We start from the raw sequence: 12,394 nt of genomic DNA on the forward strand, positions 1-12,394 counted from the left end.
CAGCCTAGCCGTCAAGCGACTTGAGCGCTTGCTCCAAGTCCGCCCAGAGGTCTTCGACGTTCTCGATCCCGACACTCATCCGCACAAGGTTGTCCGGCACGGTCAGCGGCTCGGCCGTGTGGCGGCGCCGGCGTTCGATGAGGGACTCGACGCCGCCCAGCGAGGTCGCAGGGATCCACAACTGCAATGCACGAACCAGTTGATCTGCTGCGTCGGCCCCGCTGCGGGTTCCGTCTCCGGCCAACTGGATGCACAGGATGGAGCCGAAGCCCTTCATCTGGGACTTTGCACGCTCATGGCCGGGATCGGTGGGCAGGCCCGGGAAACGGATCGCCTCGACGCGCGGGTGGGTGCTCAGCCGCTCGGCCAACGTTGCGGCAGAGGCTTGGGAGCGCTCGATCCGCAGCGCCAGCGTGCGCAGCCCGCGGAGCGCGAGCCAGGCCTCGAAGGGACCGGCGATGCCGCCGTGGATAATGCGGTGGTGGAGGAGTTCCGCGCGCAGTGCCGGATTGGATGTCACCAAGGCGCCGAGTACGACGTCGGAGTGTCCAGCCAGGTATTTGGTCACCGAGTGGAGGACGACGTCGGAGCCCAGGGTGAGGGGCTGCTGAACCAACGGAGTTGAGAAGGTGTTGTCCGTGACGACGATGGCGCCGGCCTCATGGGCGGCGGTGGCCAGGGCCTGGACGTCGGCGATGCCGAGCATCGGGTTGGTGGGGCTTTCAATCCACAGCATGCTGGCGGGTTGTCCATCCGCGGGGGCGAGCTGCGCCTTGACGGCATCGGTGTCCGCGATGTCAACGGTCCGCAATTCAAGGATGCCCTTGGCCGCGAGTTCGGTGGCCATGACGAGCGATCCTGCGTAGCTGTGCGTCGGCATGACGAGCACTCCGCCGGCCGGCACGAGCGACAACGCGGAACTCACTGCGGCCAAGCCCGAGGCGTAGAGCAAGCCCGGCAGCTCGGCGCCCTCCAGCTGGGCCAGCGCTTCCTCGAACGGATCCCAGGTGGGGTTGGCATAGCGTCCGTAGCCGCGGTCGCCGTCGCTCAGTGCTCCCGTGCCGAAATACGTGGAGGACAGAACGATAGGCGGGTTGACGGGTTGGTCATGGCTTCGTTCGGGACGGCCTGCCGCCACCACCACAGTGTCAGGGGACAGATCTGCGGCATGTTCTCGGGAAAGACTCATTGCTCCAGCCTACGGCCGGATGGGACAGGGTTGGAAAGCTATTACGGCCACGCCCGCCAGGAGCTGAGGCGCGCCGAGCGACTAAGGCGCCAGCGGCAGGGACGCGTTTAGCGGCAGGGTGCGTTTCGCTGGAGTGGGCTGACGCCGTCGTCGGGTTCTGTCAGTGTTCCTCTGTACGCTTAGATCCGTGACTACGCAGCGCCTTAAGCAGGACCAGAGCCCCACGCCGGACCAGCGCCCCGGGCTCTTCATCGCCTTCGAAGGCGGGGACGGGGCAGGCAAGTCAACGCAGGCCACCCGTTTGGCCGAGGCCCTTGAGTCCCTCGGCTTGTCCGTGCTGCGCACTCGCGAGCCCGGGGGCACGCCGATCGGAGAAAAGCTGCGTTCCTTGGTGTTGGACCACGGCCACGGCACCATCGACCCCCGGACCGAAGCCCTCATCTTCGCAGCCTCCAGGGCCGCCCATGCAAGCCAAGTGATCCGACCTGCCCTGGCTGAGGGCTCTGTGGTCATCACGGACCGCTACATCGATTCCTCCGTCGCCTACCAGGGTGCAGGCCGGGACCTTGGAACCGTGGATGTCAGGCGACTCAACGAATGGGCAACCGAAGGCCTCGAACCTGACCTGACCGTGCTCTTGGATGTCCATCCGGGCGATGGCCGGGACCGCAGGACCGCGGGTGACGCCACAGAGGACCGGCTCGAGTCCGAACCGGATGACTTCCACGCCCGCATCCGTGCCGCGTTCCTAGAGCTGGCCGCGGCCCACCCGGAAACCTACCTCGTCCTGACCGCCAAGGATCCCATCGAGGACCTCGCCAATCAGATCCTCGGCCGCGTTCAGGAATTGCTCGGGAGCCGCACGTGACCGTCTGGGACGAACTCCAAGGCCAGGCGCCCGTCGTCGCGCAATTGCGCGCGGCGGCCCAAGGCGACGGCCTCACGCACGCCTGGCTGTTCACCGGGCCCCCAGGCTCGGGACGATCCAACGCGGCCAAGGCATTCGCCGCCGCGCTGAACTGCGAGCAGGACGACGTTGCCCTTCGCGGCTGCGGCGAATGTGCATCATGCCGGACCATCCTTGGCGAGACCCACTCGGACGTGACCTTTGTCCGCACGGAGAAGGTCACCATCACCATCGAAGAAGCCCGCCAGCTGGTGTCCAAGGCCGGCGACCGGCCGGCGACAGGACGCTGGCGGATCATTGTGGTGGAGGACGCTGACCGGATGGCCGAGCGCACCACCAATGTGCTCCTCAAGGCCATCGAAGAACCCACACCCCGGACCATTTGGATGCTGTGCGCGCCGTCGCCCGCGGACGTGCTGGTTACCATCCGCTCGCGTTGCCGCGCGGTAAACCTCCGGCTCCCGCCCGCGTCCGACGTCGCCGCACTGCTGGTGAGGCGCGACGGCGTCGACCCCGCCATCGCGGACCGGGCCGCGCGCGCAGCCCAAAGCCACATCGGAATTGCACGCCGATTGGCTCGTGATCCTGAAGCCCGCGAGCGCCGGCTGGAGACGGTCCGTTTCCCGCTGGGCCTGCGGGGCGTCACGGCCGCCGTGATGATGGCGGAAAAGCTGGTCAAGATCGCAACCGATGAGGCCAACAGCTCCAACGATGAACGTGATGCTGCTGAGAAGGTCGCCCTGCTGGCGAGCCTGGGCGCTCCGGAGTCGGGCACGCTGCCGCCGTCGATGCGCAGCCAGGTAAGGCAGCTTGAAGACGACCAGAAACGGCGGGCCAAGCGGTCAATCACCGATTCCCTGGACCGCACCCTGACCGACCTGCTGTCCTTCTACCGGGACGTCCTGGTCATCCAGCTGGGGAACGCCGTGGAATTGGTCAACGTTGAACTCGAGACTGATCTGGAAGCTTACGCATCTGGTTCCACCCCGGAAATCACCTTGGCGCGTATGGATGCCATCAACAAGGCGCGTGTGCGGATCACCACTACCAACGTGGCACCGCTGCTGGCCGTCGAGTCCATGGCGAGCAGCCTGATTCAGCAATAGCCGGATAGTTTAGAACTACAGCACGCTTCCCCAGCACGAGGAGTAACGCATGACGCCCGCCAGACGCCGGCCCACCGGGTCCACTTCGCGGACACGGTTCCCATTCGCGCGGCGGGCGGCAGCGGCAATCGCGGCCACCATTTCCGCCAGCCTGCTCCTGAGCGGCTGTGTGTTCTCCGTGCCTGCTACTGGAAACGGGTCCGGCAGCGTCAGTACGCCGGACGCGTCCATCGCAGCTGCGGCGCCGGAGGGGCTGCGGGAGTTCTACTCCCAAAAGGTGAGTTGGACACCCTGCGAGCAAGGATTCCAATGCGCCAAGATCAACGTGCCGATGGACTATGCCAAACCTGATGCAGGCAACATCTCCATCGCCGCCATCCGGCTCCAGAGCCAGGGCACCAAGAAGGGCTCGCTGCTGGTCAATCCCGGAGGTCCGGGGGCCTCAGGCTACGACTTCGTGCGGGACGCGGCCAAGACGCATTTCACCGACAAGCTGCGCGCCAGCTTCGATCTGGTGGGATTCGATCCCCGCGGAGTCAAGCGTTCGGCACCAGTGACGTGCCTCAGCGATGCCGAGCGTGATGCTTCCCGCGAGAAGGTCTACGCCTACGACACGGACCAAGGCATCAATGCTGCCCTGGCCGATGCCAAAGCCGTCAATGCCAAGTGCGTGGAGAAGTCCGGGCCAGCCTTGGCGCACATAGACACCGTAAGCTCAGCCAAGGACATGGACATCCTCCGCGCAGTCCTGAACGATTCCAAGCTCAACTATCTCGGCTTCTCGTACGGCACCTCGCTCGGCACCACGTATGCGTCCTTGTTCCCGGACAACGTCGGCAAGCTGGTGCTGGATGGCGCGGTAGACCCTGCACTGAGTATTGAGGACATCACCGCGGGTCAGGCGGGAGCGTTTGAATCAGCACTCCGCAGTTATGTGGCTGATTGCCAAGCAAAGTCCGGGTGCCCCCTGACCGGAAGCGTCGATGGCGGCGTGCGGCAGATCCGGGACCTTGTTGCCGATGTCGAGCAGAATCCCAAGCGGGCCAAGGACGGCCGCCTAGTGACGGCGGCGACGTTTGTCAGCGCTATCTTCACCCCGCTCTACAGCAACGAATCGTGGCCAGTCCTTACCCAGGCACTGGAAGCGGCGGTCCAGGGCGACGATTCGCTTATGCTTCGGATTGCCGACTTAGACGCGGGCCGGGAACCGAACGGCACCTACAGTTCAAACACCACGTTCGCGTTCAACGCCATCAACTGCCTGGACTACCCGATGGTCTCGGACACCGCGGGGATGCGTGCCGAGGAAGCCCGGCTCAAGCAGGTCTCCCCCACCTTCGGCTACTACTTCGCCTACGGCGGCATCAACTGCAAGGATTGGCCGTACAAGCCGCTGCACGCGCCAGCGCCCGCCAAATACACGGGCACGGCACCGGTTGTAGTCATCGGCACTACAGGAGACCCTGCCACGCCTCTCGCCTGGGCAGCCTCGTTGCGGAAACAACTCGGCGACGCCTCCCTGGTGACATGGAAGGGTGAAGGGCACACCGCCTACGGCCGCTCCAACAAGTGCGTGTCCGACGCCGTGGACAACTACTTCGTGGATGGAAAGGTGCCTTCAGACGGGACCATGTGCTGAGTTTGTTGGTCGGCCTGGCCGTGCTGGCCGGGTCTGCCGGGTCGGCCGGGTCGGCCGGGTCGGCAGCAAAATGCGACCACTATTGGAGCTCTGCTGAGTCGGTCATCCCCGCCGCTGCGCGGTTTGTGGTCCTTGGGCCCGGCAAAGCCGGTCATTTGTTGAGGCGCAGCCAGGCACGATGGGCCCGGATGGCCGCCTGTACTTCTGCCAATATCGCCTCCGGATGGTGCACAACGTCCTCGTAGAAGTACCTCAGCACAGTGAAACCGCCGGCAACGGGGGTGTTGTCCCGCCGTCGATCCCTCTTGATGGCGCGGGGTTCGAAATGCGTCTGGCCATCCAGCTCAACGATCAAGAAGCCCTCGACGACGAAGTCGACTTCTCCGACTCCGGGCAGTTCCGCATGCTGCACAAAGTCGATTCCAGCCTGCCTGAAGTGCATCGCCGCCAGGGGTTCGAGTAGAGAATCCGCTCTCCTGCACACGAAATCCAGGACGCCCCGTGCCGGGCCGTTCCGATTGCCGGGCAGCTTTCCGCGGGCCTGTCTGGCAAGGGCGGCAAGGATGCCCTCCGGTGCAGCACCACGCCGTCGCGCGGTAACCCGTTGCCACAGACTAAATGGAGCTCGCTGGCCGGATGCAGTTGCCACAGGCCATGGTGCGGCGCAGCCGGATGCACGTGAGGAGACCGCCGTGCCGATAAGCCTCAGCGAATTCCGGCGGAGCGCCGGCTAAGGCCACAACCCCTCGGTAGGGGACCACCACGCCGCCCCTCCGTCCCGCGGTCCTGAGCTGCCACGCGCCGACGCCGGCTTTGAGGAGATCCCGGCGCATGGCCATTCCACCCTGAGCACGAAGGGCTGCCTTGAGATCCATGGCTCCACGATGCCTCCCGGCGGCGTTCATTCGGAGCCCTGGAGTTGCCTATGTGGATAACTCCGCGCTTCCGCCCTCCACGTCCTACCAGCTTTGCCCACGAGTCGGCTGCGCACGTGGCGGACTGGCGGCTCGCGGGGGTGCGGGTGCTGGCGGAAAAGCGGTAAGTCGTTGCGGGACCGGCCGCTAGAGGCGTGCCGCGCGGGGCTCCAGCAGCGCGGGAAGGTACTTGACTGAGGGCACGACGGCGGTGGCGCCGGCCGCGCGCAAAGCCGCCTCGGAGTGGAAGCCGGTGAGCACGCCCACCACGGCGGAGGCGCCGGAGCGCACACCGCACAACATGTCCGAGCTCGTGTCCCCAACTACAACGACCTCACGGACATCATCCAGGTCAAGGGCGAGCACTGCGGTGAGGATCATGTCCGGGTACGGGCGTCCGCGGCCGGCGTCTGCGGGGCACAGGCTGAGATCGGCCTTCCCCATCCAGCCCAGGGACTCAAGCACCATGTTCTGCGTGTGCCGGCCGAAGCCAGTGGCCAGGCAGACTTTCACGCCGGAGTCTCGCATCCAGTCGATGGTTTCCTCGGCTCCTGGAATTGCCCGGACGCCGCCGTCGGCAATCAGATCATCGTAGGCGCGTTCGAAGGCCTTGTTGGCGCTCTCGGCCCGTCCCACCTCCTCGAATAGGTGGCTGAAAACGGTCAACTTCGAAAAGCCCATGGTGCCTCGGGCGTAACCGAGCATGCTTTCGAATCGTGGTGAACCGGGCTCGACGCCGGTCTCCTGCAGGGCCAGGGACATCGCACGTTCCGTACGCCCGTCGTCCGTAATCGTGGTGCCCACCATGTCCAGTACAGCAAGCCGGAGCCGCTGCGCACGATGTACCCCGGCGTCGTCCGCGTTGATCCTCTTGCTGCTGTCCATGCTCATGGCGCCCCTTCGCTGGTAGATGACCGAAATCATGCGGCCACGTTAGTCCGCCCAGCTTGCCCCCGGTCCACGACGACGGCCTGAACCGGGCACGACGTGCGGGTGAATTCCGCAACAACGGCACCGAGGAGGTCCGCCTGGGGCTGTTTTGACCCGGACGAGGTGACTCTATTACAGTTGTATCTTGCGTGATTCAGCCGGTCTCCGGACGATAGCGCGGTGCTTCCTTAGCTCAGTCGGTAGAGCGTTTCACTCGTAATGAAAAGGTCATCAGTTCGATTCTGATAGGAAGCTCTGAAAGAACCCCGTATTCCCGCTTGTTCAGCGGGAATACGGGGTTTTTGGTGGTTTGAGGAAAAGCGCCGAACATCGGCAGGGCACACTTATGGCACACTTTCGCTTGGCCCACGTATCGATTCATGGGCACGAGTCTAGACTCGGCCGCCTATGCCTAAGTAGGCATAGGCCCCGGGCAGCTACATCTTCTGATTGGTGTTCGTCCCCCTCGGGGCGTCGCTGCCCGCCAGGACTACGTTCTCGGTATCCGAGATGACCTGCCCGGCGCCAAAACCGGCTGCAACCGACTCTGCGACCGGGCTTCGGACGTTGGTGGTCCGTTCCCGGCGACCCCGGTCGCGTACCCCCACGAATCCTGCCCGAAACACGGCGCCGGAAGCTAGCTCATTACGTCTTCGTAATCACGCTGGTATGATTACGAAAAGGTAGTAGCCCGGCCCTGAGTACGAATACCTCATCAAGGAGTGCCCTGTGCATGGCGTCATGAAGTCCCTCTCCGACCTGGGCCTGATGGTCTATGGCATCCGGCAGCGCGCCGGGCTCTCCCAACGCGATTTGGCCCTGCGGCTCGGGATCAGCCAGCGCTACCTCTCCGAGTTGGAGACCGGCAAGCCAAAGGTCCTCAACGACCAGTTCTTCGCCGTCATGGAGAAGCTCGGCATCGAACTGACCTTCCGGGAGCGCAACCGTGGCTGAAGCCCAGGACGTCCACCTCTACGGCACCATCATCGGACAAATGGTCCGGGCCAGCCCGAGCACCGTCATCTTCGAATCCTCCGAGGCAGGCATGGCCCGGTTCGGCATCGGCTCGCGGGTCCTCTCCGCCAACTTGCCTCTCGGTCCACGCCCCTCCACACCGGAGGCCGCGACCGCGTTCTTCGGTGGACTGCTGCCGGAAGGCTCCGGACGCTCCAACCTGGCCAAGCAGGCTGAGGCAAGCCGCAATGATGTCTACGCCCTCGTGGCCTACGCCGGCCGCGACGTCGCCGGTGCCATCCGGATCGGCGGGGACCCCGAAGAGCCGGTCGAGTCCTACGAGATCCAGACCGATGAACAGATTGCCGAGCGACTGACACTCATCAACGACTACGCCCTGGGCGCGGTCGGCGGCGGCGGCTCCCTGGCCGGGTACCAGCCCAAGACCACCCTTGCCCTGCTCGACGGCGCCTGGCACGCCGGCGTCGACGGCGCCGCCTCCACCCACATCATCAAGCCGGTCGCGGCCGGCAACGAGAACGCCCTGCACGCCGAGGCCTACTGCCTGGCCCTGTCCCGACACATCGGGCTGACCACCTTCGGCAGTGACGTGCGCACCTTCGCGGGCCGGACCGTCCTTGTCCTGGAGCGCTACGACCGCCGCGTCGCCGGCCGCAGTGTCGAACGGATCCATCAGGAGGACGGCGCTCAGGCCCTGGGCCTGCCTTGGGACACCGACAGCAAGTTTGAAGGCGTCAGCCCTGCCGCCAATCTGCGGAGTCTTGCTGGGCTGCTGCCGCGCCGCCGCGACATCTTCGGCACCGGGCCCGATGATCGCGAGACCCTGCTTGCGCACACTGCCTTCAACACCGCGGTCGGCAACACCGACGCGCACGCCAAGAACTTCTCGGTCCTCCGTACCGACGACGGCGCCGTTGCCATCGCACCGCTCTACGACGTCTCCACCCATGCCCTGGCTCCCAACGGCCAACTGAACATGGCACTGCGGGTCAACGGCCACCCGTACCAGCCGTCGCTGACGGTCGAAGACCTCGTCGCAGAAGGGCTCTCGTGGGGCCTGGAGGAGCGGTACGCGTGGCAGTCCGTCACCGGGACGCTCGAAGAACTGGCCTACGCCCTCGAGTCGGTCGACGGATCCGCAGTTGGAGAGAAAGTCGTCCGGTTCGTTGCCCGGGGTACCCGCAACCTGCTCGACGGCAAGCCCGCCGGAGTGGGCGGGATCCACCCGTCGCTGCTCGCCCTCGAGGCGGTTCAGCCCATGCCGCCGCGGGACTGACACCCGGCGGGGACAGGGGCGCCGCCTTCCGTACACATGGGGCCATGAGCATTCAGATCCCCAACATCCCCAACGATGACATCCTCTCCCTGGCCTCCAAGCTGGACGGCTGCACATCCAGACCGGCTCCACCGACCACAATGGCCGGCATCGTGTCCGGGCACTTCCAGTCCGCCAAGGCCATGGCCGACGGCCGGATCGGCATTAAGCTGACCCGCTACATGAACGGGAAACACGTCCTGGACAGTGTCGCCGACTCCTCCGGAAATGACCCTCTGGGCCGGCCCTGGCGCACTGCCTTCCACGTCCGCACGGGCAGCGACCTGCTCGCCGCCCTGGACGCGGCCGCCTGAGCGGCGCGGCGTAGGGCCCCGGGACCGGGGTGGGATAGAACAGAAGAGGGGAACGCTTCGGCGCTTCCTCCGTTGTTGTCCGCCCGGGCAAACACTTCGAACATGCCGTACACATGAGGGTTATGAACTTCCACCGCACGCGACTCGCCCTGCCCGCCGTCACCATCCTTGCCACCCTGGCCCTCACCGGTTGTTCGACCGCCGTGCACAAGGCCGAAAGCACCGTCGGAAGCGTCGTCAAGTCCGCAGCGCCAGCTGTGTCCTCCGCTGCCCCGTCCGCCGGTGCGGCCACTGGTGCCACCTCAGGTGGACCTGCCGATATAAAGTCCCTCCACTCGCCGGGCATCGTCGCCATCGACGAACAGCTCGCCGCGGGCCAGTGCTCAGCCAAGACCGTTGACGCGGCGACCGGCGAGTACCTGCCGGACCCGGCCTGCACCCCCGGAGCAGTCGATCCGGCGGTCACGCAGGACAACCTCGAGTCCACCATCTGCAAGTCCGGCTACACGTCCACGGTCCGCCCGCCTGCTTCGGACACGGACAAGGTCAAGGCCGAGAGCCTCCGCGAATACGGCCAGACCGCCGAGAAGACCACAGAGTATGACCACCTCGTGAGCCTGGAACTGGGCGGCACCAACTCGGTCTCCAACTTGTGGCCCCAGCCGAACAAGCAGGGCGCCACGGGCACCACGAACCCGAAGGACGCCGTCGAGACGCAGCTGAACAAGGCTGTGTGCTCGCACAAGGTCACACTCGCCGCCGCACAGAAGGCGATCGCCCACAACTGGGTCAGCGCCGAGAAAGACCTCGGGCTCTAGGTCATCAGCCGATCTTAGGTTGCCATCATCCGCCACCTTGCGATACGGACGTCGCACAGAAATCCTCTTCCGCAATTTCGTCACGCGGAATCAGTATTGCAGGCTCCATCATTCGCCAACAGAGAAACCGACGTGGGGTCAGCTGTTCCGGTGCATTCCGCTCTTCAAGGCCGAAGCGAAGAAGAGGGCTGACGACGAGGCAGCGGACAAGCTGGCCGCCGAGGACGACCGCTACGACTTCGAATGGCCCGACGATGAGCCCCGAAGACCGGAAGCTCTGGCATGGATTCCACCGCCAGGCCTACAACTACGGATACGAAATCCTGGGGTGACCGGCTTTGAGGACCGGGGCACGGTCCAACGTTTCGCCGGCTTCGCCGCAAACGCGTACTAGGCAGCAGGCTGGGGTGGCATGATGGACATCCACGCGTCGTCGACGACTGGATGGCCCAGGAACGCCCGGTCGATTAAGCAGGCTGACGAACGAGGCCCGGCCCCGCTTGGGGCCGGGCTTTCTGCTGTATGCGGCCAGCTCCAGGGCCAGGACTCCGCCTTTGATGGAGGCCGACCTGACAACTCCGGTGACTTCCTGCCAAGGGTCGGTCCCGAGCTGAGATGCTCTCCGGAGCCGGCGGACTGCGAGAGTCGTGAGCAGCAACCAGCTGGCCAGGGGAGCCCCAGCCACACACCCGCAAGAAACAACAGAAGCATCGGAGAACCCTGATACTGCGGAACACCCACCCATCCGTGGTCCTCCGGCGAGTAGATCATGCTGGCAACGGAGCCGATGGCTGGTGCCCGGTTGCAAGGATTCCCGAAGGAGACGTGGTTGCGGTGCTGCTGTCCGTCGATGACAGAGCTAAGTCCGAGATCGCAGTCGGTGTATTTCGCGACATATTCACGCTGGGTGACTACGGTCGCGTCCACGTGGGGCCAGTTGCCCCAGAGCGGCTGCCCGAGGTGCCAGATGATTCCGAAGGACGCACCTGCGAGGATGACGAGCACGATGACGGCGGTCCGGGCCTTCCGTGCCATTGACGCCGGACGGCAGGCCGACGAACTGAAGCATCTCAGGACAGTGAATACGGTCCCACTACGGGCTCTTTCGCGACGACGGACCGAGTTGTGAAAAAACCGCCATTCTGGCCTAACGGTCACATCTGTGGTCTCCACAAAAGAGGGAGGCTGCCCGGAACTACGTGGCTCCGGACAGCCAGCCCAACGTACTCGGTCTAGTCTCCGATGATTACGTTGACTTCGCCGGCGTGAGCGCCCTCGCGATGATCTCGTAGTGGCGGAACTCACCCACCATGGCGCCAGCGTCGTTAGTTGCCCTGCGGATCTTCTCCGCGGGAGCGAGCGAGGCTTCGAGACTCGAGGCGGAGTCGAAGAGCGTCACGCCAGTGGCTTGGTTGGAGTCGCGATTGATCAGCCAGAAGCCGCCCTGGAAACCGGGGAGCTGGCGAGCCGCCGGGATGACGTTTTCTTTGATTTGCCGAGCGGCTGTCTCAACGGCATCTGCGCTGCCGCCGGCCTCCGCAATGCGAGCATGAGTTGCGGTCTCGTGCACCTTTTCACCGGTGTTCGCCAGCACGTCAAAATGGTCCACCGATACAACGTCGGCGCCAATCGCCTGGGCGGCGCCGGTCCGGATCTGGTCCGCTGCCGGTCGGCTTGTCTCGAGCGCCTCCTTGTTGTCGAAGAAAGTAAACGCAACACCGTCTCCGGTACCGCGGTCAGCGAGCCAGTAGCCGCCCATGAATCCCGGGATTCCTTGGACAGCGGGGATGACTTGCTCCTGGACGACCTTGATCGCGGTATCGAGGCTATCGGGTGAGGCCTTGGTAACAGTCCTTCTCGCGTAGAACATGGATCCTCCTAATCGAAAGCGTGCCCAGCCGGGTACCCGTCTGGCTTAGCACAGGACCCGAGAGACCTTCAAGACTCACAGGCTTGGGAAAAAGGGAATATCCAACTGTGAGTCTTGGTGTGGCTGGTCTGGGACTGGCTGGCAGGGTTGGTGTCGGTTGCCTGTCCCGCCAGCCCGTTGCTTTGGTGGTGGCGGTGAACAGGTTCAACCGGACCCGGACCAGGGCGTAGAGGGCGTTGAGCAGCTTCAGCGCTGTGGCGGTGTCGTAGCGGTAGTGGAAGGCATGCCGGCGGACCACGTCGCCGTTCTTCTGCTCGACATGGGCGTTGTGGCGGCCCGGTGATTTCGCGAGCGTTTCCCAAATGAGGCACGCACCCCGTTTCGCGAGCACTATAGGTGAGTCTCGTCGGCCACGCC

14 protein-coding genes and 1 tRNA gene are annotated in these 12,394 nt (G+C 64.9%); 8 read left to right on the top strand and 7 right to left on the bottom strand.

Features of this window, described 5'->3' with window-relative positions; translation table 11 throughout:
- Positions 1-4: 4 nt before the first annotated feature.
- Positions 5-1,189 carry a trans-sulfuration enzyme family protein gene (locus AC3ANQ_RS19450; RefSeq protein ID WP_488302545.1) on the bottom strand — a complete coding sequence of 395 codons (1,185 nt, stop codon included), beginning with the start codon at positions 1,187-1,189 and terminating at the stop codon, positions 5-7.
- Between the two features lie 187 nt (positions 1,190-1,376).
- On the opposite strand from AC3ANQ_RS19450, the gene tmk reads away from it, so the two are divergent.
- Genes tmk through AC3ANQ_RS19465 form a run of 3 tightly spaced genes read left to right on the top strand, consistent with a single transcriptional unit; the run spans position 1,377 to position 4,841 of the window.
- Entirely contained in the window at positions 1,377-2,057 is a 681-nt protein-coding gene (tmk, locus tag AC3ANQ_RS19455) for a dTMP kinase (RefSeq protein ID WP_488302546.1), read from the top strand.
- Positions 2,054-3,202: a DNA polymerase III subunit delta' gene (locus tag AC3ANQ_RS19460; protein WP_488302547.1), complete on the top strand. Its 1,149-nt coding sequence runs from the start codon at positions 2,054-2,056 to the stop codon at positions 3,200-3,202. Before tmk ends, AC3ANQ_RS19460 begins: the two co-directional genes overlap by 4 nt.
- Before the next feature lie 49 nt (positions 3,203-3,251).
- Positions 3,252-4,841 carry an alpha/beta hydrolase gene (locus tag AC3ANQ_RS19465; protein ID WP_488302548.1) on the top strand — a complete coding sequence of 530 codons (1,590 nt, stop codon included), beginning with the start codon at positions 3,252-3,254 and terminating at the stop codon, positions 4,839-4,841.
- Between the two features lie 151 nt (positions 4,842-4,992).
- Here the strand turns inward: AC3ANQ_RS19465 and AC3ANQ_RS19470 are convergent, their stop codons facing one another.
- From AC3ANQ_RS19470 to AC3ANQ_RS19480, 3 genes are all read right to left on the bottom strand, one after another.
- Positions 4,993-5,283 (bottom strand): endonuclease domain-containing protein, encoded by a 291-nt coding sequence (locus AC3ANQ_RS19470; RefSeq protein ID WP_488302549.1) that lies wholly within the window; start codon positions 5,281-5,283, stop codon positions 4,993-4,995.
- A 172-nt stretch (positions 5,284-5,455) separates the two neighbouring features.
- Positions 5,456-5,716, bottom strand: a complete 261-nt coding sequence (locus AC3ANQ_RS19475; protein ID WP_488302550.1) for a hypothetical protein — start codon at positions 5,714-5,716, stop codon at positions 5,456-5,458.
- A gap of 186 nt (positions 5,717-5,902) precedes the next feature.
- Positions 5,903-6,640: an HAD family hydrolase gene (locus tag AC3ANQ_RS19480; protein WP_488305376.1), complete on the bottom strand. Its 738-nt coding sequence runs from the start codon at positions 6,638-6,640 to the stop codon at positions 5,903-5,905.
- A 227-nt stretch (positions 6,641-6,867) separates the two neighbouring features.
- On the opposite strand from AC3ANQ_RS19480, the gene AC3ANQ_RS19485 reads away from it, so the two are divergent.
- The 5 genes from AC3ANQ_RS19485 (at position 6,868) to AC3ANQ_RS19505 (ending at position 10,107) form a co-directional block, all read left to right on the top strand.
- Positions 6,868-6,940, top strand: a tRNA-Thr gene (locus tag AC3ANQ_RS19485).
- A 474-nt stretch (positions 6,941-7,414) separates the two neighbouring features.
- The gene (locus AC3ANQ_RS19490) at positions 7,415-7,639 is read left to right on the top strand and encodes a helix-turn-helix domain-containing protein (protein ID WP_488302551.1); all 225 of its coding nucleotides are present in this window, start codon (positions 7,415-7,417) and stop codon (positions 7,637-7,639) included.
- Positions 7,632-8,936, top strand: coding sequence for a type II toxin-antitoxin system HipA family toxin (locus AC3ANQ_RS19495; RefSeq protein ID WP_488302552.1), 1,305 nt, complete (start codon positions 7,632-7,634; stop codon positions 8,934-8,936). Before AC3ANQ_RS19490 ends, AC3ANQ_RS19495 begins: the two co-directional genes overlap by 8 nt.
- Before the next feature lie 44 nt (positions 8,937-8,980).
- Positions 8,981-9,289 (top strand): hypothetical protein, encoded by a 309-nt coding sequence (locus AC3ANQ_RS19500; RefSeq protein WP_488302553.1) that lies wholly within the window; start codon positions 8,981-8,983, stop codon positions 9,287-9,289.
- Between the two features lie 113 nt (positions 9,290-9,402).
- Positions 9,403-10,107: a hypothetical protein gene (locus AC3ANQ_RS19505; RefSeq protein WP_488302554.1), complete on the top strand. Its 705-nt coding sequence runs from the start codon at positions 9,403-9,405 to the stop codon at positions 10,105-10,107.
- Between the two features lie 390 nt (positions 10,108-10,497).
- On the opposite strand, the gene AC3ANQ_RS19510 is transcribed toward AC3ANQ_RS19505, so the two are convergent.
- The 3 genes from AC3ANQ_RS19510 to AC3ANQ_RS19520 all read right to left on the bottom strand — a co-directional run bounded on the left by AC3ANQ_RS19510 (position 10,498) and on the right by AC3ANQ_RS19520 (position 12,368).
- Positions 10,498-11,142 carry a hypothetical protein gene (locus AC3ANQ_RS19510; protein ID WP_488302555.1) on the bottom strand — a complete coding sequence of 215 codons (645 nt, stop codon included), beginning with the start codon at positions 11,140-11,142 and terminating at the stop codon, positions 10,498-10,500.
- 211 nt (positions 11,143-11,353) lie between these two features.
- The gene (locus AC3ANQ_RS19515; RefSeq protein WP_488302556.1) at positions 11,354-11,977 is read right to left on the bottom strand and encodes a hypothetical protein; all 624 of its coding nucleotides are present in this window, start codon (positions 11,975-11,977) and stop codon (positions 11,354-11,356) included.
- Complete coding sequence (locus AC3ANQ_RS19520) at positions 11,934-12,368, bottom strand: hypothetical protein (RefSeq protein WP_488302557.1); 435 nt, start codon at positions 12,366-12,368, stop codon at positions 11,934-11,936. Before AC3ANQ_RS19520 ends, AC3ANQ_RS19515 begins: the two co-directional genes overlap by 44 nt.
- Positions 12,369-12,394: the final 26 nt, after the last annotated feature.

It is taken from the genome of Arthrobacter sp. DMZ02-1R (genome assembly GCF_057747935.1).